Annotated in this window: 20 protein-coding genes, 1 tRNA gene and 1 pseudogene; 15 read left to right on the top strand and 7 right to left on the bottom strand. The window is 63.9% G+C overall.

Annotated features, from left to right (window positions below):
* The first annotated feature begins 16 nt into the window (after nucleotides 1-16).
* Nucleotides 17-1738, top strand: coding sequence for an ArnT family glycosyltransferase (locus ACWV8V_RS13825; RefSeq protein WP_455899999.1), 1722 nt, complete (start codon nucleotides 17-19; stop codon nucleotides 1736-1738).
* Between the two features lie 36 nt (nucleotides 1739-1774).
* On the top strand, nucleotides 1775-3076 hold the full coding sequence (locus tag ACWV8V_RS13830) for an O-antigen ligase family protein (protein ID WP_259258966.1): 1302 nt from the start codon (nucleotides 1775-1777) through the stop codon (nucleotides 3074-3076).
* Here the strand turns inward: ACWV8V_RS13830 and ACWV8V_RS13835 are convergent.
* Nucleotides 3061-3879, bottom strand: coding sequence for a glycosyltransferase family 2 protein (locus ACWV8V_RS13835; RefSeq protein WP_455900000.1), 819 nt, complete (start codon nucleotides 3877-3879; stop codon nucleotides 3061-3063). The two genes, ACWV8V_RS13830 and ACWV8V_RS13835, sit on opposite strands and share 16 nt — an antisense overlap.
* Here ACWV8V_RS13835 and ACWV8V_RS13840 point away from each other — a divergent pair.
* Entirely contained in the window at nucleotides 3878-4936 is a 1059-nt protein-coding gene (locus tag ACWV8V_RS13840) for a CDP-glycerol glycerophosphotransferase family protein (protein ID WP_455900126.1), read from the top strand. The two genes, ACWV8V_RS13835 and ACWV8V_RS13840, sit on opposite strands and share 2 nt — an antisense overlap.
* A gap of 73 nt (nucleotides 4937-5009) precedes the next feature.
* Here the strand turns inward: ACWV8V_RS13840 and ACWV8V_RS13845 are convergent, their stop codons facing one another.
* The 4 genes from ACWV8V_RS13845 to ACWV8V_RS13860 form a co-directional block, all read right to left on the bottom strand.
* Nucleotides 5010-6527: a PH domain-containing protein gene (locus ACWV8V_RS13845; protein WP_455900001.1), complete on the bottom strand. Its 1518-nt coding sequence runs from the start codon at nucleotides 6525-6527 to the stop codon at nucleotides 5010-5012.
* On the bottom strand, nucleotides 6524-6976 hold the full coding sequence (locus ACWV8V_RS13850) for a PH domain-containing protein (RefSeq protein ID WP_346467810.1): 453 nt from the start codon (nucleotides 6974-6976) through the stop codon (nucleotides 6524-6526). Before ACWV8V_RS13850 ends, ACWV8V_RS13845 begins: the two co-directional genes overlap by 4 nt.
* Before the next feature lie 158 nt (nucleotides 6977-7134).
* Complete coding sequence (gene ribA, locus ACWV8V_RS13855; protein WP_455900002.1) at nucleotides 7135-8247, bottom strand: GTP cyclohydrolase II RibA; 1113 nt, start codon at nucleotides 8245-8247, stop codon at nucleotides 7135-7137.
* Nucleotides 8248-8336: 89 nt separating this feature from the next.
* Nucleotides 8337-9254 (bottom strand): lauroyl acyltransferase, encoded by a 918-nt coding sequence (locus tag ACWV8V_RS13860; RefSeq protein WP_455900003.1) that lies wholly within the window; start codon nucleotides 9252-9254, stop codon nucleotides 8337-8339.
* Between the two features lie 85 nt (nucleotides 9255-9339).
* Here ACWV8V_RS13860 and dtd point away from each other — a divergent pair, with 85 nt between their 5' ends.
* From dtd to ACWV8V_RS13905, 9 genes are all read left to right on the top strand, one after another.
* Nucleotides 9340-9780 (top strand): D-aminoacyl-tRNA deacylase, encoded by a 441-nt coding sequence (gene dtd, locus ACWV8V_RS13865; RefSeq protein ID WP_346467778.1) that lies wholly within the window; start codon nucleotides 9340-9342, stop codon nucleotides 9778-9780.
* Between the two features lie 90 nt (nucleotides 9781-9870).
* Entirely contained in the window at nucleotides 9871-11718 is a 1848-nt protein-coding gene (gene rpoD / locus ACWV8V_RS13870; protein ID WP_121040252.1) for an RNA polymerase sigma factor RpoD, read from the top strand.
* Nucleotides 11719-12030: 312 nt separating this feature from the next.
* Nucleotides 12031-13431 carry a type II toxin-antitoxin system HipA family toxin YjjJ gene (gene yjjJ, locus ACWV8V_RS13875; protein WP_455900004.1) on the top strand — a complete coding sequence of 467 codons (1401 nt, stop codon included), beginning with the start codon at nucleotides 12031-12033 and terminating at the stop codon, nucleotides 13429-13431.
* 56 nt (nucleotides 13432-13487) lie between these two features.
* A tRNA-Ile gene (locus tag ACWV8V_RS13880) sits at nucleotides 13488-13563 on the top strand.
* A 380-nt stretch (nucleotides 13564-13943) separates the two neighbouring features.
* On the top strand, nucleotides 13944-14801 hold the full coding sequence (locus tag ACWV8V_RS13885; RefSeq protein WP_455900005.1) for a hypothetical protein: 858 nt from the start codon (nucleotides 13944-13946) through the stop codon (nucleotides 14799-14801).
* Between the two features lie 1091 nt (nucleotides 14802-15892).
* Nucleotides 15893-16492 carry a hypothetical protein gene (locus ACWV8V_RS13890; RefSeq protein ID WP_455900006.1) on the top strand — a complete coding sequence of 200 codons (600 nt, stop codon included), beginning with the start codon at nucleotides 15893-15895 and terminating at the stop codon, nucleotides 16490-16492.
* Between the two features lie 287 nt (nucleotides 16493-16779).
* Entirely contained in the window at nucleotides 16780-17289 is a 510-nt protein-coding gene (locus ACWV8V_RS13895; RefSeq protein ID WP_455900007.1) for a hypothetical protein, read from the top strand.
* Between the two features lie 149 nt (nucleotides 17290-17438).
* Nucleotides 17439-17873, top strand: a complete 435-nt coding sequence (locus tag ACWV8V_RS13900; protein ID WP_455900008.1) for a type II toxin-antitoxin system HicB family antitoxin — start codon at nucleotides 17439-17441, stop codon at nucleotides 17871-17873.
* A gap of 366 nt (nucleotides 17874-18239) precedes the next feature.
* Nucleotides 18240-18464 carry a DUF4224 domain-containing protein gene (locus ACWV8V_RS13905; protein WP_455900009.1) on the top strand — a complete coding sequence of 75 codons (225 nt, stop codon included), beginning with the start codon at nucleotides 18240-18242 and terminating at the stop codon, nucleotides 18462-18464.
* 48 nt (nucleotides 18465-18512) lie between these two features.
* Here the strand turns inward: ACWV8V_RS13905 and ACWV8V_RS13910 are convergent.
* Nucleotides 18513-19605: pseudogene (locus ACWV8V_RS13910) on the bottom strand (IS3 family transposase).
* A 293-nt stretch (nucleotides 19606-19898) separates the two neighbouring features.
* On the opposite strand from ACWV8V_RS13910, the gene ACWV8V_RS13915 reads away from it, so the two are divergent.
* On the top strand, nucleotides 19899-20081 hold the full coding sequence (locus ACWV8V_RS13915) for a hypothetical protein (protein WP_259258980.1): 183 nt from the start codon (nucleotides 19899-19901) through the stop codon (nucleotides 20079-20081).
* Between the two features lie 2 nt (nucleotides 20082-20083).
* A complete protein-coding gene (locus tag ACWV8V_RS13920) occupies nucleotides 20084-20443 on the top strand; it encodes a hypothetical protein (RefSeq protein ID WP_455900010.1) in 360 nt (119 codons plus the stop codon).
* A 28-nt stretch (nucleotides 20444-20471) separates the two neighbouring features.
* On the opposite strand, the gene ACWV8V_RS13925 is transcribed toward ACWV8V_RS13920, so the two are convergent.
* Complete coding sequence (locus tag ACWV8V_RS13925; protein ID WP_455900011.1) at nucleotides 20472-21035, bottom strand: hypothetical protein; 564 nt, start codon at nucleotides 21033-21035, stop codon at nucleotides 20472-20474.
* 376 nt (nucleotides 21036-21411) lie between these two features.
* On the opposite strand from ACWV8V_RS13925, the gene ACWV8V_RS13930 reads away from it, so the two are divergent.
* Nucleotides 21412-22467, top strand: a complete 1056-nt coding sequence (locus ACWV8V_RS13930) for a DUF5694 domain-containing protein (protein ID WP_346467782.1) — start codon at nucleotides 21412-21414, stop codon at nucleotides 22465-22467.
* The last annotated feature ends 17 nt before the right edge of the window (nucleotides 22468-22484 follow it).

The raw sequence follows: 22484 nt of genomic DNA on the forward strand, positions 1-22484 counted from the left end.
GCTAGAATTCCGCCCCATGCTAAAAAACCGCGCATCCCGAGAGTTCTGGCTGCTTGCCCTGATGGCCCTGCTCGTTCTGGGGGCTGGCCTGGGCATGCGTGATCCGTGGCCGTCCGATGAGCCACGCTTTGCGCTGGTCGCCAAGCAGATGGTGGAGAGCGGCGACTGGCTGTTCCCGCATCGTGGCACCGAGCTGTATTCGGATAAGCCGCCCATGCTGATGTGGTCGCAGGCGACCTTGTACACGCTGATCGGCGATTGGCGGGTGGCGTTCCTGTTGCCCTCGTTGCTTGCCGCGCTGGGGACGCTGGCCTGCGTCTATGACCTCGGCCGCCGCCTGTGGACGCGGCGGGTCGGGTTGTACGCGGCGTGGGCGCTGCTGTTCGCGCTGCACTTCACTTTCCAGTCCAAGAAAGCCCAGATCGATCCCCTGGTGGTGTTCTTCATCACCTTGGCCAACTACGGCCTGCTGCGGCACCTGCTCGGTGGGCCGGCGTGGCGATGGTGGTGGCTGGGCTGGTTCGCTGCCGGCCTGGGGGTGATCACCAAGGGCGTGGGGGTGATCGCGCTGCTGATGATCGTGCCGGCCGCGGTGGCATCGCTGCTGGGCTGGCCGCGGGTCAAGCTGCACATCCGCGACTGGCGGTTCTGGGCCGGGCCGCTGGCGTTCGTGCTGGCAATCGCGCTGTGGCTGGTGCCGATGGTGGTGACGGCGCTGGGCAGTGGTTCGGTCGAGTACCGCGCCTATCTGGATGACATCCTGTTCCGGCAAACCGCCAAGCGGTATGCGCAATCCTGGGATCACCACCAGCCGTGGTGGTACTTCCTGGGCACGATGCCGTCGATGTGGATCCCCGCCTTCCTGGCGATTCCCTGGGCGATCCCGGCCTGGCGCCGGCGGCTGCAGCGGCGCGATGCGCGCTACCTGCTGCCGTTGGTGTGGTGGCTGCTGATCGTGCTGTTCTTCTCGATCCCCAACGGCAAGCGCGACGTCTATATCCTGCCGGCGCTGCCCATGTTCTGCCTGGCCTTGGCGCCGCTGTTGCCGGGGCTGCTGCGCAAGCGTGCGTTCCAGTGGCTGCTGGGCGGCTTCGTGGCGCTGCTGGCCGCCGGCCTGCTCGGCATCGGCATCTCGATGCTGATGGGTCAGCCGGGCTTCGAGCGCAAACTCATCCTCGACCGTGGCATCGATACCGCGGTGACCTCGGGCCTGGGCTGGGTCGCGGTCGCGTTGGGCTGCTGGGCCGTGCTCACCTTGTGCGTGGCCGGCGTGCGGCGCTTCCATCTGGCGGTGGTGGCCACCCTGACCATGGCCTGGGTGGCGTTCGGGCTGATCGGCTACCCCTTGTTCAATGACTCCAGCTCCGCGCGTGGCCTGATGCACCAGGTCGGCGAGCGCATCGGCGCCGATGCCGAGCTGGGCCTGGTGGCCTGGAAAGAACAGAATCTGTTGATGGCCGACCGTAACGCGGCAACCTTCGGGTTCAACCGGCGCTGGGACCGGCAGCTCGCTGATGGCGTCGCCTGGCAGGCGGCGCAGCCGCAGCGGCGCTGGCTGCTGGTGCAGGAAGATGCACTGCTGGCCTGCGTGGACCGCACCAGTGCCGAGCTGGCCGGGGTCGCCAACCGCCGCCGTTGGTGGTTGGTAAGGCCGGGCGATATCCATGGCCCCTGCGTGGCCAGTGCCGAGGAACAGGCACGCGAGCGCGCGCTGCACCGGATCGATGGCGATGAGTGATTTCTGCAATGCTGCGTGTGGCAATCGAGGTTGGCAATGACGTTCTCCCCCGCATCCAGGCCGTCCGCGCCTGCCTCCCTGCCGCCGCTGCAGGGGCGCGCCGGGGTGGCTCATTGGATCGCCACCGTGGGCCTGTTCTGCATGCCGGCGCTGGTGTTGACGCTGCCGCAGAACCTGCTGCCCTACGGCATCCTCTTGCTGTTGAGCACGCTGCTGGCGCCGGACGTCCTGTGGCGCGCGCGTGGCCTGGCCGGGCGGCCGGTGGTCGTGCTGTCGTGGATGGTGATGGCGACGGTCGGTTTCGCGCTTATCTCCATACACCTGTTTGACCAAGGGCTGCGCGACATTGATGTACGTTCCCGTTTTGTGGTCATTCCCTGGATCGCGTTGTGGGTGTGTGCATTGCGGCCCGACATGCGCTGGCTGTGGACGGGGGCGCTGGCCGGTTTGATCGGCACGATGGTGCTGTCGATCCTCCAGGTGGCAGGCGGGGCTGCCCGCGCTGAACTGACCACCAATGCGATCGTACTGGCCGACATCGTGCTGGTGCTGATGGTGCTGCTGGTGTTCTGCCGGCCACACAAACGTTGGACATGGGTGATCGTGGGCATGGTCGCCGGCTGCGTCACCATCGTGCTCAGCGGTAGCCGGGGTGTCTGGCTGGCGTTGCTGGCGCTGCTGGTGGTGATGGCGATGAGCCTTCGTTGGCGTACCGGGCCTGCGCGGCTGGGTGTGCTGCTGGCCCTGGTGGCGATCGCCGGTACCTTGATCCTGACCATCCCGAGTCTGCGCGAGCAGGTCCGCCTGACCGAGCTCAAGCACGACGTGGTGCGGATGGAGCGCGGAGACAGCGACTCCTCGGCCGGCGCGCGCGTGGAGCGATTGCAGGTGGCCTATGAGACCTTCCTCGATCATCCGCTGACCGGCGTGGGCATCGGCCATTTCGACAGCGCCATGCAGCGACTGCCGGTTTGCCGGGATGATCCGGCCGAACAGCGCTGCCATCTGGGCCACGCGCACAATGACCTGGCCGAGTGGGCGGCGACGCAGGGCGTGCCGGGCCTGCTGTTGCTGCTGGCCATCTATGGTGTGCCGCTGTGGGTATTCACCGGCCTGCACCGGCGCAGCGGCGAGCAGGCCTTCCGTGGCCCGGCCGCTGCCGGGATCATGGTGGTGGTGACCTACGTGCTGTGCGGGATCACCCAGTCGATGTTCGCGCACCAGATCACGGCCAGCTTCTACGTCACCATCGTCGGGCTGCTGGCCGGACTGTCGATCGTCCAGGGCCATACGCGCCGGCTGGCATTGGCACAGGCCAAAGCTCAGGCGCCGGGCTGATCCCGCGGCGGGTCGGTGACCGGCTGCCCGTTCTGCAGCATCCACAGCATGATGGTCTTCTGGCGCACGTAGTTGGCGCGCACATAGGCATAGACCAGCCCGTGCCAACCATCGCGGAAGCCGCCGCGCAGCAACAGTCCGCGCCAGAACCGCCATGCCGGGGCCAGGATCAGCTTGGGCAGGGTGGCGCGCTTGCCCCGCGCGAACTCGTGCTCGGCCATCATCCGTGCGTAGCGCTGGGTCTTGAGCAGCTGCTGCTCCAGCGAACGGTAGGGGTAATGGATCAGATCGCCGGGCAGGGTACCCACCGCACCATCGACGCTGGCCGCCTCATGGATCTCACGCTTGCCGCGCCAGCCGCCATGGCGGCGGTCGAACAGGCGCAGGACCCGGTCCGGGTAGGCGTTGCCATGCTTCAGGAACTTGCCGAAGTACTCGGAAAGCCGTGCGAACCGGTAGCCGTGGTGGCCGGCCAAACCGTTGGCCTGGGCGGACAGGATCGCCTCGCGCAGGGTGTCGCTGATGCGCTCGTCGGCGTCCAGGCACAGCACCCAGTCATGCGCGGCCTGCTCGACGCAGAACGCCTTCTGGCTGCGGAAACCATCGAACGGGCGTTGCAGCACCCGCGCCCCGGCGGCTGTCGCGATCGCCACCGTGGCATCGGTGGAGTGCGAGTCCACCACGATGATCTCGTCGCAGAAGGCCAGCGAGGCCAGACAGTCGCCGATGCGGTCGGCTTCATTGAACGCGATAATGCAGGCCGAAATGCGAGGCCGTTCAGTGGGAGCGGTCGAGGAGGACATGATGGCCGAGTACCTGCTGTTTGCGACGGAGCGTTATGCGCTGCCCATTCTCGCCCCTCTGGCGCAGGCGTTGCACGCATCCGGTCAATCGGTGTCGGCCTGGTTCGCCGATGGCGCCGCCGGCGCGTCGCTGCCTGGCGTGCCCAATGTGGGCCTGAAAGACGCGCTGGCACTGCGCCCGCGCGCGGTGTTCAGCGCCGCCAACTGGGTGCCGCCGTTCATTGCCGGGGCCAAGGTGCAGGTCTTCCACGGCTTCAACGTGCAGAAGCGCGACAGTGCCCGCGGCCACTTCCGGGTGCGCGGCCTGTTCGATCTGTACTGCACGCAGGGCCCGGCCACGACCACCCCGTTCCGCGAGCTGGCCGCGCGCGAGGGCCACTTCGCCGTCGCCGAGACCGGCTGGCCCAAGCTCGATCCGCTGTTCCGCGATGACGGTGGCCTGAGCGCGGGACTGCGCGTGCCGGCACAGGGCCGCCCGGTGATCCTGTTCGGCTCGACCTTCACCGAGCGGCTGAGCGCCGCGCCGCACCTGTACGAGCAGATCGCGGCCGATATCGCCCGTGGCGAGCACTACTGGCTGCTGACCCTGCACCCCAAGTGCGCCCCGGAGCTGTTCGACCGTTACCGCGCGCTGGCCGGCCCGCATGCGCGCTTCATCGAGCCGGAACAGGTGATGGCCGCGCAGCGCGCCGCCGATGTGCTGGTCTCGGATACGTCCTCGATCGTCTCCGAGTTCATCGTGCAGCACAAACCGGTGGTGACCTTCCGCAACCGGGTTCCGCAGCCGCACATGATTGATTTCGACGATGCCACCCAGTTGCCGGCGATGCTGGCCCAGGCGTTGAATCCCGCCCCGGCGTTGATGGCCGAAATCCGGCGCTACGCCGATACCATCCATCCGTTCCGCGATGGGTACTCCTCCGAGCGGGTGATCGCTGCCACCGAGGATTTCCTGTCCGGTGAACTCGGCACGCTCAAGCGCAAACCGTTCGGTGCGTGGACGCGCGGCCTGCAGATCCGCAAGGAGCTCGGGTATTGGGGGCCAGCGAAGCGGTAGTGTCACCCGGTGGATCCACGCCATGCGTGGATGCATTTCACCAGGTAGATCCACGCCATGTGTGGATGCGCTCCTACCAGCGCAGGCGACGCTTCGCCAACGCGCGGCCCAACTGGTCGTATACCGCACGCGCCTGCGCTTCCGGCAGGTAGTGCAGCGCCAGCGGCGTGCCCATGCCTGCGCCGGCGGTATCCAGCCACACGCTGGCCGTGCCCAGCCGACGGTCCAGCGGCGAACGGGTCAGGCGCAGCGCCTGCAGCTTGTCCAGTTCGGCAAAGCGCCACCAGCGCTGCCACCAGCCGCCACGCACGGCCACGTAGCCGTCATCCAGGTGATAGCCGATGCGCGCCATCTGCCGGTGCGCGCGGAACGCCGACCACGGCAGCCATAGCAGCACCAGCGCCCCCCACGGCCCGCCGTACCAGATCGCCGCCGCCGTCAGCAGCGGAACGAGGCACAGCGCGCCCAGGCACAGCCGCCACCAGCCGCGCATCTGCACCGGCTGCCAGCGCGCCGGCGGCCACTGCAGGTGCGGCAGCAGATGCTGGACCAGCCCATCGCAGACGGCCGGCGTCGCCAGCGGCGCCAGCTCACGCAGGTCACGCCGCTCGCCTTCGCCGGGGTTGCCGGCAGCAATATCGATACGCAGTTGCCGGCGCTGGAACCAGCGCTGCAGCGCGCTCTCGCGCAACGTCCAGGCCTGGATGCGGCGCCGCGCCACGCTGGTGCGCATGCGGGTCAGAAGCCCACTGGCCACGGTCAGCCGGCGCTCGTGCTCACTGAGCCGGAAGCCGTAGTAACGCAGCAGCGCGAGCACCACCGACAACACCCGCAGCATGACCCAGAAGCCCACCACGGCGACCACCGCGGCAATAGTCCACAGCCACATCCCGGGGTGCAGGTGGCTGGCATACCCGAAGGCCTGCCGGCCGCCGGCCTCGATCACATCGGAGACGCTGCCACGCGGGAACAACTGCACCATCGCACCCAGCACTGCCACCACCACGACCCAGCCGCGGTTGGAGAGCAGGCCGATACGGACCACCTCGCCCGGGCTCAAGGCGAGCAGCACATCCTCGGCCGGTTCGGGCGCAGCGGCGTCGCCCTCGGCCGTGGCCGGCACTGCCTGGCCACGCTGGCGTACCAGGCGCTCCAGTGCCAGCGCCTGATCGAGTTTAAGCACCCGCATTTCCGCTTCGGGGCGATGGCCGCCGGCCGATTCCAGCTTCAGCTCGGCGACGCCGAACAGGCGGTGCAGCGGGTTCTGGTGGACCACCACGTTGTGGATGCGCGCGAAGGGAATCTCGCGGCGATTGCGCGCGAAAACACCACTGCGCACCGTGATCGCGGTCGTGCCGATCCGGTAGCGATAGGTGAGGTACTGCAGCACCGAGTACGCGACCAGTGCCACCACGGCGATCACCGGGCCGAGTGACAGCCACAGCTCATCGCGGTCGCCGCGCTGGCCGAACACCACCAGCGCGATCAGCGGTACCAAGCCCTGGCGCAACTGCATCAGCAGCACGAACAGCCATGACCAGGGATGCAGCCGCTGCTCCGGCGCGGCATCAAGCGGCGGCGGGGTACTCACAGTGCGTCGTCGTCCTGGTCCAGCTGGTGCGCCAGAGTGTCGCGCAGGTGCTCGGCATCGGCGCTGTCCAGCCCACTGAGCGTGACCGCACTGAAGCGGCTGCCGGCGGTATGCACGACCAGCGTGCTCAAGCCGGCGCTGCGTTCGATCGGCCCGCGGCGCAGATCCAGATGCTGCACGCGCGAGGTCGGTACACGGGTTTCGTTCTGCCAGAGCAGATCACGGCGCAGGCCGAGGCCTTGCGCATCCAGCCGCCAATACGTGCGGCGCTGGCGGCGGAATGCGAGGGCCGCACCGATCAGCGCGCCGAGCACGACCATGCCGGTTGCGCCCCACCAGCGTCCCGGCAGATCGAATACCACCCAGAGCGCGCCGAGCACGCCACCCAGCAGGAGTGCGCCGGCGATCGCACCACCGAACGCGGCCAGCGAGGCCGAACGCAGGGGCATCGCCTGCCAGTCGGGGGCGGCCGGCAACAGCGGCAAGGGCGGCGGCACGGGAGTGTCGAGAAGTTCGGACAAGGCAAGGCGCTCGGCTGGAAAACGGACCGGGCGCATGCGTACAGGTGCAACCGCCCGTGGCGCAGACGGTAGCAGGTTGCCGTGGGCTATTGCGCGGCCTGGATCAGTGCGTCGACATCGAGCAGGTGGCCGGCGCGTTCGGCCTTGGTGCGCAGGTACTGTTCGTTCTCGGCGGTGATGTCGCCGGTGACCGGTATGCAGTCCACCACGTCGATGCCGGCATTGCGCAGGCGCTGGGCCTTGGTCGGGTTGTTGCTGAGCAGCTGCACGCGGCTCACGCCCAGGCCCTGCAGCATCGCCACGGCACTGCCGTAGCGGCGCTCATCGGCACCGAAGCCGAGCTGGGCATCGGCGTCGATCGTGTCCAGGCCATCGTGCTGGTAACCGTAGGCGCGCATCTTCGCGGCGATGCCGGTGCCGCGGCCTTCCTGGTCCAGGTACAGCAGCACGCCGCCGCCGAGGTCCTTGAGCTTGCGCAGGCCGCGCCGCAGCTGGTCGCCGCAGTCGCACTTGAGCGAGCCGAACAGATCACCGGTCAGGCAGGAGGAGTGCACGCGCACCGGCACCACGGCGGACAGATCCGGGGTGCCCACGATGATGGCGACCTGGTCACGCTGGGCCACGCCGCCGCGGAACACCGCGAATTCGGTCATGCCGACCTCGCGCAGCGGCACCGGCGAGCGGGCCACCAGCTCATACGCATGCGCGGCCTGTTCGGCGCCCTGGCTGAGATCGCACAGCGAGACCTGCGCGCAGTCGTCGAAGCGGCGGTCATCGGCGGCCAGCAGCACGCCGACCATCGCCGGCAACAGCAGGCCGAGGCGGGCGATTTCCACCGCGCCGTCGTCCAGCGCTTCGCCACCGGTCCAGCCCGGGGGCATCGCACCGGGGTCGCGCAGGTAGCTGAGCGAAGGCAGGGCATCGAAATCGATGCCGGCCAGCGGCACGCGCGCGCCACGGTCGGCACTCACCCCGAGCACGCGGGCGCGGGTGGCGGTGAGGAACAGGTAGTGCCGGTCTTCCGCGGCCGCGGCAAAGGCGGTGAAGCTGGTGCGGGTGCTGCTGTCCAGCGCGATGAAGGCCAGGCGCTGGCCCTGGCCATTGTCGATCACCACCGGGCGGCCGGCACGCAGTTCGGCCACCGCACGCTCGCAGCGGATCGCGGCCGGGTCGCCGAACAGGGAAGAAGCAGAGGACATGTCAGGGGCCGTGGGGGACATCGTGGTTTCCACAGTGGGGACGGATCGCGGCGATTCAATCGCACCAAGGGCGCGACGCAGCGTCGCAGTCAGTGCGGATGGTCCTCGGTGGCATAGGGATCGTCCTCGCCGCTCTGCGGTGGGCGCAGCGTATAGCGCTTGTAGGTCCACTGATACTGCGCCGGATCGCGTCGGGCGATGCGTTCGATCCCGGCATTGAGGGCGGTGGCCGCGGTGCGCGGGTCCGGATCGGCCACGGCAGGCGGGGTGGCCTCGATGTGCAGGGCGAACGCCATGCCCGGGCCGATCCGCTCGCACCAGCCGTACAGCACGGTCGCGCCGGTGCGCTCGGCCAGCCGGTTGACCAGGGTCATGGTCAGCGCCTCCACCCCGAAGAACGGCGCGAACACCCCGTCGCCGGCCTTGGGCTGCTGGTCGGGCAGGATGCCGGTGGCACCGCCGTCCTTGAGCACCTTGAACAACTGGCGCACGGCCGGGCCCTCGGCGCGCACCTGCTGCACGTTGTCGCCGCCGCGGACCAGCTGCAGGAAGGCATCGCCCACCGCTTCATCCGGCGCCTTGTAGACGATCGCGATCGGCCCGCGCGAGGCCAGCCACTGGTTGAGCAGCTCCCAGTTGCCGTAATGCGGTGCCGCCACGATCACGCCCTTGCCGGCGGCCAGGGCCGCGTCGTACAGCGCCTCGCCGTGGCGCTCGGTGAGCCGGGCCAGGTTGCGATCGCGCGGCTGGGTCCACAGGCGCAGGGTCTCGATGGCCTGCAGCGCGGTGGAGCGCAGCACGTTCCGATGCAGCACCGCACGTTCGGCGTCGCTCAGCTCGGGGTAGGCCAGCTCGAGGTTGCGCCGGGTGACGCGGCTCTCACGGGCATTGAGACGTATCCACAGCCAGGCCAGCCCGTTGGCGAAGGCACGCAGCCAGGAGCAGGGCAGACGGGTGAACAGGGCAGCGGCGCGGTAGGCCAGGCGGGCAGTGGTGTGCGGTTTCATCACCGCAAAGTCTAGCCGCTGGCGGCCTGCCTGTCGGCGCGCGGGCACGTTAAGGTAGGCCGCCTTCAGTTGCGGAGCCGTGTCCATGCTTGTTCTGATCCAGCGCGTCAGCGAAGCCAGCGTCCGTGTCGAGGGGGCGGTCATCGGCCAGATCGGCTCCGGTCTGCTGGCCCTGGTGGGCATGGAGCCGGGCGACACCGAGGCCCAGATCGAGCGGATGGCCGATCGCCTGCTTGGTTACCGTGTGTTTGGCGATGAGGCCGGAAAGATGAACCGGTCCCTGCGTGATACCGGTGGCGGATTGCTGCTGGTCAGCCAATTCACCCTGGCGGCCGACACATCCAGTGGGATGCGGCCGGGCTTCAGTACCGCCGCGCCGCCGGCGGAGGCTGAACGCGGATTCAACCGGCTGGTCGATATCTGCAGACAAAAACACGCCCCGGGGGTGGAAACCGGCCAGTTTGGTGCCCATATGGTTGTCAGCCTGGTCAACGATGGTCCCGTGACCTTCCTGCTCAGACCCTAGCCCCCGGGACCACCGCCCGGGAACGCGGGGCGCCGGGCTGGTATAATGCTAGGTTCTATTCCCTCTCCCAGCCGGTGGCGCGAGCACTACATGGCCAACGAACGTCCTGCCCAGCAAAACGACATCAAGCTTCTGATCAGCAAGGGCCTGGAACAGGGCTACCTGACCTACGCCGAAGTCAATGACCATCTGCCCGACGACATCGTCGACCCGGAGCAGATCGAAGATATCATCGGCATGATCAACGGCATGGGCATTGATGTCCATGAAGTTGCGCCCGATGCAGAAACCCTGTTGCTCAACGATGGCAACACCGGCAACCGCGAAGTCGATGACACCGCGGCCGAAGAAGCCGCCGCCGCGCTGAGCGCGCTCGACACCGAAGGTGGCCGCACCACCGACCCGGTGCGCATGTACATGCGCGAAATGGGTACCGTCGAGCTGCTGACCCGCGAAGGCGAAATCGCCATCGCCAAGCGCATCGAAGAAGGTCTGGGCCAGGTCCAGGCTGCACTCGGCACCTTCCCGGTGTCGGTGGAATCGCTGCTGGCCGACTACGACGCGCACAAGGAAGGCAAGAAGCGCCTGGCCGAAGTGATCGTCGGCTTCAACGACCTGGTCGAAGAAGTCCCGGCCCCGGCCGTGGCCGAAGACACCAGCGACGACGCTGACGACGACGCCGATGAAGAAGATGACGGCGACGACGTCGAGGAAGAGGCCGGCCCGACCGGTCCGGATCCGGAAGAAGTCGCACGCCGCATGCAGGCCCTGAGCGATGCGTACACCGCGTTCAAGAAGGCCGCTGCCAAGGGCGACCGCAAGCCGCTGGCCAAGCTGCGCGACGACATGGCCGCCGTGTTCGTGACCCTGAAGCTGCCGTTGCCGCTGACCGATGTGCTGGTCAAGCAGCTGCGCGACGTCATGGCCTCGATCAAGTCCCACGAACGCCGCGTGCTGAACCTGGCCACCGTGACCGCGCGCATGCCGCGCAAGGACTTCATCCGCTCGTGGGAAGGCAACCAGACCAACCTGGAGTGGGTGGAAGACGCACTGAAGCGCAAGCAGAAGTGGTCCTCGGCCCTGCGTGACGTGAAGGATCAGATCATCGCCGAACAGCAGGCGACGATCGACATCGAGAAGACCACCTGGCTGGAACTGGACGAGCTGAAGGAAATCAGCCGCGCCATGGCCTACGGTGAAGCGCGCGCGCGCAAGGCCAAGAAGGAAATGGTCGAAGCGAACCTGCGCCTGGTCATCTCGATCGCCAAGAAGTACACCAACCGCGGCCTGCAGTTCCTCGATCTGATCCAGGAAGGCAACATCGGCCTGATGAAGGCCGTGGACAAGTTCGAATACCGCCGTGGTTACAAGTTCTCCACATATGCGACCTGGTGGATCCGCCAGGCCATCACCCGTTCGATCGCCGATCAGGCGCGCACCATCCGTATTCCGGTGCACATGATCGAAACGATCAACAAGTTGAACCGCATTTCCCGTCAGATGCTCCAGCAGTATGGCCGCGAGGCTACGCCGGAGGAGCTGGCCAAGGAAATGGACATGCCGGAAGACAAGATCCGCAAGGTGATGAAGATCGCCAAGGAGCCGATCTCGATGGAAACCCCGATCGGCGACGACGAGGATTCCCATCTGGGCGACTTCATCGAGGACACCAACGTGGAGTCCCCGATCGAGAACACCACCAACATCAACTTGTCTGAAACCGTGCGCGACGTGCTGGCCGGCCTCACCCCGAGGGAAGCCAAGGTGCTGCGCATGCGCTTCGGCATCGACATGAATACCGACCACACCCTCGAGGAAGTCGGCAAGCAGTTCGACGTCACCCGCGAGCGTATCCGCCAGATCGAAGCGAAGGCGCTGCGCAAGCTGCGTCACCCGAGCCGGTCCGAGCAGCTGCGCAGCTTCCTGGATATCGATTGATCGATACCGACGCATCGCGTTGAAACCCGACAGACCCCGCGCAAGCGGGGTTTGTTTTTTGGGGCGGGTGTCGGCGCGTGGTGCACTCGAGCCCAGCGACGGCGCAGCGGATGGAAGGGTGTTCGAAAGGGTCGGGATCGCTAGGCTGATTTGGTTATTTCGTTGTGTGTTTCGTAACTTAAGTACGGATTTTTTCTCGGTGTTCTCCGGGGTGATGTTATTTCAATCAATGATTTATATGTTTAATTGGGTTGCGGTTCGCCGAAGATTGGCGTATAGATTCGTAACTTAACTCGTCCCGAAACTCAGGCCATGGCCCGTCCCCGTACCGTCCAGCTCCAGACGCTGTTCGACAACCTGCCTGCTGGCGAGGTCGTCTCAGCTGCCGATCTCGTCGATCGCCTGGGGGTTACCCGGACAACGTTGAGTCGTCTTGTCGCCGAGGCCGGGGACCGCGTGGTGCGACTGGGCCGCACCCGCGCCACGGCCTATGCCGTCCGCCAGCAGACCGCCGCGGGCAGCGAGTGGCCGCTGTTCCGGCTGGGGCCGGACGCCACTCTTGAAGAACTGGGCACGGTCGTGGCACTCACGGGCGAGACCTTCCACGTGGCGACCACCGCCGCACGCCCCAATCTGACCCGTTCGCCAGACGAGACCGTCGATGGCCACTTCCCGGAGCTGCCGTGGTACCTGGACGACCTGCGGCCACAGGGTTTTCTCGGGCGTACGTTCGCGCATCGTCGCGGGCGTGACCTGGGCGTCCCCGACGACCTCAATCGATGGCAATCGGGTGACATCCTGCAGGCGTTGGTGCGTGCCGGTGGCACTGAGATCGGTGATCTCCTGCTGGGCGGCGATGCCGTGCAGATGGCCTTGCGCGCGCTTGACGCGCCTGGCGATCACGTCCTGGCCAGGCTGCGCGCACGTCGTTATCCCGAGCGCGCCGCAGCGGCACTGGAAGGCGACGACGTCGGATCGTCGCCCGGTGGCGAGCAACCGAAGTTCACTGCCACGGTGGAGCATGAGGGAGGGCGCTACGCGGCGCTGGTGAAGTTCGCGCAGCCCACCGCAGGCGAGGCCGCCGAACGCTGGGCGGACCTGCTGGTCTGCGAGCACCTCGCCCTGCAGTGCTTGCGCGACGCGGGCGTGCAGGCAGCGGTGTCCGAGATACTCCAGACCGACACGCATACGTTCCTGGAGGTGCAGCGCTTCGACCGCACCGTCGACGTGCTGGGCCGGCGCGGCTTCGTCTCGCTGATGGCGCTGTCCTCGGCCTTCGCCGGTGACGTGACCGTGGACTGGGGGACCGCCGCCGACGCGCTGCTGACGCAGGGCTGGGTCGATCGCGACGCGCAGGCCACCATGGGCAGGCTGCACGCGTTCGGCCGGCTGATCGGCAACAGCGACATGCATCAGGGCAATCTGCGTTTCCACCTGGTCGATCGCGGTCCGCTGCCGTTGGCGCCGGCGTATGACATGTTGCCGATGTCACTGGCACCCTCGCGCACAGGGGTGCTGCGTGCGGCTACGCCGCTCGCCTCCATCGCGCCGGAGCGCAGCGGCCAGCTCGCGCATCTGCACTGGGCAGCGCCGCTGGCGGTGGACTACTGGCAGCGCGTGGCGGGTTCGGCGCTGCTGCGCTCGGGCGGGCTGCGTGAGCTGGCGGCGGAGAATGCGCGTCGGGTGCAGGCGATGGGGCAGCGTTTCGGCTGAGATGAGGGTTGCAGTGGAAAGCGCCTACAGGCCTCCACTACACTGTGCGGCCGCAAGGGCCTATAGCTCAACGGTTAGAGCAGAGGACTCATAATCCTTTGGTTCCAGGTTCGAATCCTGGTGGGCCCACCACATTGACATCCGGCGACGTCCACGTAGCTGGAGGCCGACTTGTTGCTGCCTTCTTTCAGCAAGGCGAGGCTTTGATCCGCGATCTAGGCGAGCTACGCAGTTGAGAAGCTTAGAACGTGTGCTATCTAAGTTGGTGATGCGACGTGCAGCGCCTCCCGCTCTCATGCATCTCACGCGTGCGAGTCAAAAAGGCACGACGGATGGTGACACAGCTCTACTCCTGCTCCCTACATCAATCTCAATCAGGCATTTCGAGTTCTACTAACGGCTCGATTTCTGTGACATGTGTTCTTGCGAGCGCATGACATCTATGAGACAAACGATTGGCTCACATTCATGAGCAGTTTAATCGAGAGTTTTTTAGATCAAGGAGTGATGGGATGAGCCTGGTTCGATCATGTGTAAGTGCTTTGGCCGTAGTCGCGGGATTGGCGCTTTATTCCGCCCCGGTAGAGGCCGTTACGTTGCCGTGTGATGGTTGTGACGCTTATCAAATGCGAGAGCTCGCGATGTATTCGGGCGACGGCTCTCACACCATCTACAACGTCAGTGCAGGCATTCTCCGGCACTATCAGGTGTCGGGGTGGGGTGAGTCTCCCATTGAATTCGGTGAGGAGATGAACGTAGTTGAGGTTGAGGCATCGCCTCAGGAGCGGGCGGCGATGCAGGAATTGCAGGCAGTTGCGCAGGTCTACGGTGCGCCAATGGTGATGAGTGTCGAGATTCCCATTCAGGAAATTCGAGACATGGCACCTTGGCTCGATCCCAGCATTACGGCGTACGATATCCAAAGCAACGTAAATATCCGCGCCGCTATCCAGACCCGAATCGAGAGTCGGATAACCGTGCGTGACGGATTCAACACTGCAATGGAACGCGTCTTCCACCTGGTGAACAATCTCTTTGGTGATCAGACTGCATTTGAGGTCAAGGTGATCATTAAAGGCGATGACGGGAGCCGCTCCACGTTTACTAAATCTTCGGTGACCGGCGACTATCACTATGTACCTGGTAGCGGTCGCTTTGCTGACGGTCAGGTTTTGCCTGCGGCCAATACGCCGGAGTACGCTGGCAGTTGGACCTTCAGCGGTGGAACTAGTGTCGACGATTTCCTTGGGGCGTTGCTCGATATTGGCGCTCGCTTTAATGGTATCGACGGCGGCGGCGGGAGCACCGTGACAATTGTCTGCAACTGGCGCCCCAACGAGGGCATCTTGGAGTGCACTCAGCAGCTCTAGGTTTCAGAAAGGTGGCCATCGCTCCCGATGGCCACCTTTCATGCGTTTTCCGATGAAGTCGACGCTCGGCAAGCCCACGCCAGAGCGGGACATCTTTGACGTTGTCCATCTTCCTCAAGTGGTGTCGCGGAATCTGAGACCCCGGCCCGTATCCTGCGCCGATGCTCCCGCCCTGCAACTTCACCGGCTTCATGCCCGCACCTCGCCCCACGGGCTGGGTGCAGGATGGTGAGCGCTGGGGTTTGTGGCGGAACGGCCTGGAGATCGCCTCTGTGCCGCCAGATGTCAAGGGCGTCCGGGTCCGCCTGTCCTGCAGGAAGATTTGGGAAGACAGGGAGGTCCGAGCAGCTAGCATCGCCCAGGGTTAAGCGCTACGCCGAGCGGTGGTGTGCCGCCCGGACACTGGAAGGCGTGCCACTGAAGGAGGCTGTAGCGCGGCTGGTGGCGCAGGATCGACCTCCCAAGCCCAGACGCACGGAGATGCAGGAAACAAAGACGATTGGACGCTATCCCTAATCCTAGGCTGTAGGACCGGCGCATAAGTGCGCACTCGTGGTGGCTACCTAGACCTTGGATTACGCCAAGCAGCGGCGATAGGCTTGCAGCGCAAGGGGTTCGAGTCCTTTTTTTGCGTTTTCACATCGTTGGGAAGCCTCATGGCTAGTTTCAGTACCAAGTACTTTTCAGGGAACCATGAGCATGTCCGACCAAAGCCAAGTGCCCTTTGAGCTTCGGGCCATCAACGCAGAGGCCGTCGGGGAGCTGCTGGGCATCACTCGCCGGACCGTACTTGAGACGGTGGCGTGTAGGCCCGACTTCCCCAAGCGTGTATCCATGAAGCCAGCAAGCTGGGTGGCGGGCGAGGTGCTGACTTGGCGAGACTAACCGAGCCGGTCGGCGAGTTCGTCGGCGTCGGCCTGGTAGCGACTGAGTAGCCTGCCGCGCACTCTCCGACCACTCCATCTTGCGTCTAGGCGAGGGATTGGCCGTGGTACCTGATACGGGGTGTGTCGCTCTTCAGCCTCGGCACGGCAGTGTTCAAGATCGCTTGCTGCAGGCCGATACCAGACGTGACCGCAGCGGGTACTGCCATGTCCTCCAAGCAATTTTCAAGCAAGCAAGGCGTTATTCCGCGTGCCGCGAGGTCGGTGGCTGAGTTCCTACGCTGCGGTTGGATGTTCGAGCTTTGGGGATTGCTTGTGCTGTCAGTAGTTTTCCAGTGGTGGGGGCCATACATCTGGAACCCTAAAACTGTTGAAGCAGTCGTGAGTGGAATCTCGTCGATCCCCCTTCTGGGGGCGATGTTGTACCTGTCGTTGGCAGTAAGCGCGTTATGGTTTGTTGCAGCCATCTTCGACATTGACGAGTACTACTTGCCCGTACTTGACTGGTTCCTAACTACTGTCCGTACCTACACGATTGCTGTCGCAGCAGTGGTATTTGGGAGTGTGTGGCCCTGGACGTGGAGTAAGGCTACAGCGATCAACCTAGTAGCGATCGTCGTCGGCGGAATCTGGTGCGCAGTCATCTTTCACACAGTCAACGATCGACGAAACCATCTCCAGACTACCTGTGGAGTAGTGGTGAAGATTGGCTGGGCGGTGTTGGCCAACTGTGTTCTGGCCGCGCTTGCTGTCTTTTCAGTCTGGTTACTTCAGGTGTATCCGCAGCTTTTAGACTCTGTTCTCTAATCTCTAGAGCTTACGTCTAGATGTGGTGTGACCCGGGCTGCATTGTGCTGTAGCTCGTCAGATTTTTCTCGCAGCCTTAACGCGGACGGCCACAGATTCAGCCTCAGTGCGGGGAGACATCCACCAGCAGGGCGTCGAGCCGCACCCTGGCAGATTCCACACGAGCGCGTAGCTGACCTCCGCCGACTCACACGGCTTCGCTATGCGTTCGGGGTCAGGTCTTGCCTACGCCCCCCGAGCTGCACCGTCGTCCTGCAGGAGGCTAGCTACCCGAGAGCATTCTTAACGTGCTGCTCAACAATGACCGCCTTCTGGTGGCCGTCGATACCCTGGCCGAGGACGCCCACACGGGCCGGCACTCGGCAGGCGCGAAGCTGTTGCTGATCCCGCAGCACAACCTGGTACTGGCCCGCCGGGGCTCTGCCCAATTCTTCCTAAAGATCTACGTGCTGTGCCTGCAGGCCAGCTTCCTGGTGGACTTCACCATTGAGAGCTTGGCGGTGGAGATCGGGCCGACTATGGATCGGCTCTGGCCGCGCTACGTGGAGGCCGCCGAGGCAGCGGGGTTGCCCGTGCATCCGTTGAGGACCGAGATCGTGCTGGGAGGCTGGTCGACCCACCCTACGTACAACGACACGGCCTGCAAGGGGCATCACCCCAAGGGCGCAGTATCGGAACTACTGAGAATTTGGCAGCTCGTTCATGTTTTGACGAGAGAAATGCCGCTGTTGTTCAGGTACAAGTTATTGAAAGATAAATTTAAAGTTAACTTATCTTCAGGTTATCCACAGAAATGAACGTTGTGCACAGTTCTGTCCGTTGATGTTGGTGTGGCACTTGTGCTAGCTGAATTTGTAACACTAGAATCCCACCTAAGATCCTATGGCGCCTTGCCGCAAAGATCTTGCGGCCGGTCAGTGGACCGGCCCTTTTTGTCTCGAAGACTATGGATAGCGAGACCCAATCTATGACTACGAAAAGAGAAAACTCAGTAGTGATTCGTCATCAAGAATCCAGTGACGGCAAGCATGCCGTCGACGCTCAGTTGCGCGTGCTTATCCTTCCTTCGGAGGAAGGGGGCTACGTTGCTCAGGGCTTGGAGATCGATTACTTAACCACCGGCCAGACCGTTGAAGAGGTTCGAGAGAACTTCGCTCATGGGTTGCTGCGTACGATCGAGGCTTACATCAAGCGGAATCGTCCGCTGGATGCTCTTTTCACCAAAGGGAAGACTCCCGCTGAGGCTTGGGGGCTGTGGTTAGACAGTGAGAGCAAGGATGTTTTGACCTGTGGGACAGTCGTGGCGCTGGGCATTCCAGATGACACCAAGTTCTTTAAGACGCTTTCATTCCGAGAAGCTGAGATCGCCCACGCAGCATGAGAATCCGTAAAGGGCCATGGGACGGCGCGCAACCTAGAACATATGTCCTGCAGGTGTTGAGGCAGCATGGTGTGCAGGTGGAGGCAGAGGGATCCGACTGGTACGAATTGGTAGATTCTGACGGCGATCCCGAGGTGCTTTTGATCACGAACCCAGTTCTCCCAGACATGGTGATAAAAATCTGGGAGCGATTTGGTGATATTCATGAGTTCGATATCACAGACCTAGTGCGCCGGCACTAAAGAATGTCCCCCGCTTTGGGGGTTTTCGCTTTTCTAGCCCGGACGTTTGAGCTTCGCTACCTGAGATGCCGCTTGGTCATCTGACGCCTCGTCTCTCTTGGCGCTCCAACAAGGAAGCTCGCTAATGTCGGAAAAGCTCTGCCTAACGCGAGATGAAATCAAGGCGCTGACACGCAGCCCCCAAAAGGCGCGCCAGCTTTCATTTCTCCGGCAGAACGGGATCCGTCACTACATAGACTGCAATGGCTGGCCGGTCGTTCCCAGGGCGGCAGTGGGCGCGGTAGAGCATACCCCGCCGGCCAAGACGGAAAAGTGGTGGCCAAACGCGCTCGGTCCGCGTCCCCGCTAAGTTGCGAAGCAACAAAATCTCAAACCCATAACACCGTAAGCTCCCCCGTCAAGCAGACATTTCTAAAGTAGAGCTTCTGGCGTGAGCGGTACGGTACTCGACGGGGCTCATGCCGCTGAGCGAGTCATGTGGACGAATCTCGTTGTAATCGATCATCCACCAATGCGCTGCCTCACGTACGTCCTCAAGGCGTGCGAAGAGGTGCTGGTCCAGCACCTCCTCACGTAGCGTGCGGTTGAAGCGTTCGATGAAGGCGTTCTGGTTGGGCTTGCCAGGTCGGATGTATCGCAGCGCCACGCCGCTGAATTTGGCCCACTGGGTAAATGCTTCGCCCAGGAACTCAGGGCCATTGTCCGACCGTAGCACCTGCGGTAATCCGTGATCACGTTTGAGCTGCTCGAACACGCGCACCAAGCGACCAGAGTTGAGTGATGTATCCACCTCAATATGCAGCACCTCGCGGTTGAAGTCGTCGACCACATTGAACGTTCGGAATCGTTTGCCACAGGCCAACGAGTCACTCATGAAGTCCATGGACCAGACGGTATCTGGATGCCTGGGAACATACAGCGGCATCCGCTCGCGCTTTGGCAGACGGCGCTTGGCCGCTCTTCTCAGGTTGAGCTTCATCGCCTTGTATACCCGATGGATCCGCTTCGGATTCCAGTCCGGTCGCTTCTTGCGTAGTTGATCGCTGCACTTCCAGAAACCTCGACTGGGCCGCTGCTCGACCAGCCTGGCCAATGCCGAGATCAACGCCGCATCGCGCACGGTCCAGTCCAGTGGCGGCGCATACCAGGCCGCACGAGACAAACCCACGCAACCGCAGGACCGGCTCAGGGGGCGCGCGTGCACCTCACGCTTCTGACCCTGCGCTACAGTTTTTTTGCGATCAGGTCCTCCAGCGCCGCGTTGTCCAGCGCCATTTCCGCATACATGCATTTGAGCTTGGCGTTCTCAGCTTCGAGGTCTTTGACTCGACGAAGCTCGGACGCCTCAAGCCCGCCGTACTCGCTCTTCCACTGGTAATACGTCGCCGTGCTGTACCGGCCTGTCGACATAGATCCTTCAACGCAAGCCCGGCATCGCCCTGCTTGAGGATCGTGATGATCTGCGTCTCGGTGAATTTTGATGTGCGCATGCAACCTCCTGGCTGGTTAAAGATGCCAGAAAGTTCTACTTATAGGGTGTCTGGCTGCCGGGGGGGGCTTACGTCTGCGCTCGAGCAATAAAATAAGAATATACAAAAATAAAACACAGCACATCTTGTTCTTGTTAAGTGCACGTGAACTATCGTTCCGCCCCGTTTGACGGCGCCCAAAGCGGCCTCGCCGATGTCGCGATGTGGTTTCGCGCATCGCTTCACGTACGTGCCCTGGTGCTGCGCAGCATTTTATCGACCACGAGTCGATTGGCTTTCAGAGAGGTTGATTCATGAAGTTTCTCATCATTCCGGCAGCCCTGGCCGCGACATTGCTTGTGACCGGTTGTACGACCAGCAGCTGGATCCAGGCAGCCGGTGGCGTGATGCAGGCAAAAGACGACTACGACAAGCAGGCACGCAACCAGCGCATCCGGGATGCCAACGCGGCCGCAGCACGCGCGCGCAAGCAATGAGCGTGGCCCCTTTGATCAGGTCGCTCGGGCTGGCGTGCGGTGTCTCCGCAGGGCTTTGCGGCTGCGTGCCGAGCATTCTTCAGTACGACCGCAGCAATCCGGTCGTGATGAGTTCACTACAGCACGGTGCAACCCGGGATGCGGTCCTGAGCGCGGCGGGCCGGCCGCTTGATGCGATGGTGCTGCCTAACATCAACGGCGTCTGCCACAACTACATCCTGCGAAACCAGGGCAACAGCTCGCCATACTACGTCGCCTTCAATGCGCAGGGGCGGGTGGTCAACGCAGGCTACATCGACTGCGAGAAGGCAGTGGCTTCGGGTTACCTGCAAACCAGTGAGCCGATCAAGCAGCGTTACTGAGTAAACGACATCGCGATGCGAACGCGCGTCATCGCAGCAGCGAAGGCGCCTGGTCGATCCGCCACGCGCCATTCAACGCAAGCACCACCGCGAACTTCCCGCACAGCAGTACGTCGGCTTCATTCTCCCCGCGAACATATCGGTCAGCCCCCGGCAGCATCAGCACCTCGACCTTGCCGATGAAGTCATGACGCTCATGGTGCTGGCCACGCACCATCACGCGATACGGTCCGCGAAGCGTGCGCACCACCGGGCGACGGCCCGCTGCCTGTGCCGCCCCTGCAAGATCTATCGCGTTCCCGCGGGGCATGCGCCAAGCGATGCGCTCGGGTTGGCCGAACCACTCCAATGCTCTCACCTCGCGCGTCTGAAGGGCCCGCGTGGGCGGCGTGCGGCGCAGTGCGGCCGCGGCCCGCTGGCTGCGCAGTGCGGTCCACAGCATGCTGCCTACGATGAACAGGCCGGCAGCAATCAGGTACACGAATACCAGGCCAAACCACGGCGAGCTGTTGGGAATACCGAACAGCATCGCAACAAAGATGAGCAGCATCGCCCACCTGATCCATTCGTTTGAGGTCGTCCGTTCTGCCATGTTCGCTTTCTTCCGCCACACTCCGCAGCGTGCGGAGAGCTGCCTATTCTGACACCGGGCGGCGGAAAGAATTCAGGTATTCGAGCGCTTTCCCAAGCGCCGCACGACGACGACTATCACCGCAGCAATGGCGACGGGGATGAGCATCACTGCGAAAATGACGAGCCAGTGGTAGATGCTGAAACTGCCCATGCGTGGTGCCTCCTGATGGTCGGTTCAATCCTACTATCCTCGCAGCAGGACGCGTTGGAAACTGTGTAGTGACGCCCATATCCTGGAAATGGCAGACGCCTTTCGTCACCCTGCCATTGGGCAGGTGCCCCCGCGCAGGTGCAGTGCTAGAACATCCAGCAACACCCCGCTCAGGCTCTGGATGATGACGCAACGCTACTCAACGCTGTCGGCCTGTCTGACGCTTCTGCTGCCCACGGTCGCGTACGCCGGTGTCGACCTCGCCTCACTCGACAAAGACATGGTCGGCCCACGCACCCAGATCCTCGTGCTGGGCAGCATCCACCTGAGCGAGCACGAGGCCTTCGATCCCAAGGCACTGGATCCACTGCTGGACAGGCTGGCGGCGTTCAAGCCCGGCTACATCACCATCGAAGCCATCAGTGGTGAGCAGTGCGATCTGGCCAAGCGTCATGCAGCGGTCTACGGCGAGGATTACTGCGCCAGCACGGAGATGGCGAAAGCGGCCACGGGACTGGAGGTGCCGACCGCGATCGTGCACGTCAACACGACGTTGGCGGCGTGGCCGGCTGCCCCCACCGCCGCGCAACGCCGCCAACTCGCGGCGCTGTTCCTTGCCGCTGGCGAACGGGCGTCTGCGTACGTGCAATGGCTGCAGCTGCCCGTGGCCGAGCGACGGGCAGGTGATGGGCTGGACGACAGCCTGGTCGAACTGCTCAAGCAGCTTGGCACCCGCAAGAACGAGAGCTATCAGATCGCCGCAGTGCTCGCGGCGCGACTCGGCCAGCAGCGTGTGTACGCCATCGATGACCACACCGGTGATAACCACCAGATCGCGGATCGCAAGGCGTTCGGTACGGCGCTCCAGCAGGCGTGGAGCACCTACGGACCTGCGCTGGATGCCATGACCGGACGCGAAGCGGCCTTCATCGCCACCAATGACGTGCTCGGGTTGTATCGCAGCGTCAACGATCCCGCGGCGCTGCAGGTGCTCGCCGAGTCCAACGTGCGCCCGACACTGGCCGCCGTGTCACCGCAGCAGTACCCGCAGATCTGGGTGCAGGGCTGGGAAATCCGCAATCTGCGCATGGTCGCCAACATTCTCGAGGTCGTGCGCGACCACCCCGGCTCCCGCGTGCTCTCCATCGTCGGCGCCTCGCACAAGCCGTGGTTCGACGGTTGGTTGGGGCAGATGTCCGGGGTGGATATCGTGGATGCACAGGACGCTCTCAAGGAGTAGGAGGGCACCGCCCGCAG

The organism is Stenotrophomonas sp. Ker107b, assembly GCF_053847245.1.

Coding starts and splice junctions, on each gene's coding strand:
- ribA (WP_455900002.1), bottom strand. CDS start 8,247: ATGTCCTCTGCTTCTTCCCTGTTCGGCGACCCGGCCGCGATCCGCTGC.
- rpoD (WP_121040252.1), top strand. CDS start 9,871: ATGGCCAACGAACGTCCTGCCCAGCAAAACGACATCAAGCTTCTGATC.
- ACWV8V_RS13905 (WP_455900009.1), top strand. CDS start 18,240: ATGTCGGAAAAGCTCTGCCTAACGCGAGATGAAATCAAGGCGCTGACA.
- ACWV8V_RS13850 (WP_346467810.1), bottom strand. CDS start 6,976: ATGCCCCTGCGTTCGGCCTCGCTGGCCGCGTTCGGTGGTGCGATCGCC.
- ACWV8V_RS13835 (WP_455900000.1), bottom strand. CDS start 3,879: ATGTCCTCCTCGACCGCTCCCACTGAACGGCCTCGCATTTCGGCCTGC.
- ACWV8V_RS13900 (WP_455900008.1), top strand. CDS start 17,439: ATGGATAGCGAGACCCAATCTATGACTACGAAAAGAGAAAACTCAGTA.
- ACWV8V_RS13825 (WP_455899999.1), top strand. CDS start 17: ATGCTAAAAAACCGCGCATCCCGAGAGTTCTGGCTGCTTGCCCTGATG.
- ACWV8V_RS13925 (WP_455900011.1), bottom strand. CDS start 21,035: ATGGCAGAACGGACGACCTCAAACGAATGGATCAGGTGGGCGATGCTG.
- yjjJ (WP_455900004.1), top strand. CDS start 12,031: ATGGCCCGTCCCCGTACCGTCCAGCTCCAGACGCTGTTCGACAACCTG.
- ACWV8V_RS13830 (WP_259258966.1), top strand. CDS start 1,775: ATGACGTTCTCCCCCGCATCCAGGCCGTCCGCGCCTGCCTCCCTGCCG.
- ACWV8V_RS13840 (WP_455900126.1), top strand. CDS start 3,878: ATGATGGCCGAGTACCTGCTGTTTGCGACGGAGCGTTATGCGCTGCCC.
- ACWV8V_RS13860 (WP_455900003.1), bottom strand. CDS start 9,254: ATGAAACCGCACACCACTGCCCGCCTGGCCTACCGCGCCGCTGCCCTG.
- ACWV8V_RS13930 (WP_346467782.1), top strand. CDS start 21,412: ATGACGCAACGCTACTCAACGCTGTCGGCCTGTCTGACGCTTCTGCTG.
- ACWV8V_RS13885 (WP_455900005.1), top strand. CDS start 13,944: ATGAGCCTGGTTCGATCATGTGTAAGTGCTTTGGCCGTAGTCGCGGGA.
- ACWV8V_RS13915 (WP_259258980.1), top strand. CDS start 19,899: ATGAAGTTTCTCATCATTCCGGCAGCCCTGGCCGCGACATTGCTTGTG.
- dtd (WP_346467778.1), top strand. CDS start 9,340: ATGCTTGTTCTGATCCAGCGCGTCAGCGAAGCCAGCGTCCGTGTCGAG.
- ACWV8V_RS13890 (WP_455900006.1), top strand. CDS start 15,893: ATGTCCTCCAAGCAATTTTCAAGCAAGCAAGGCGTTATTCCGCGTGCC.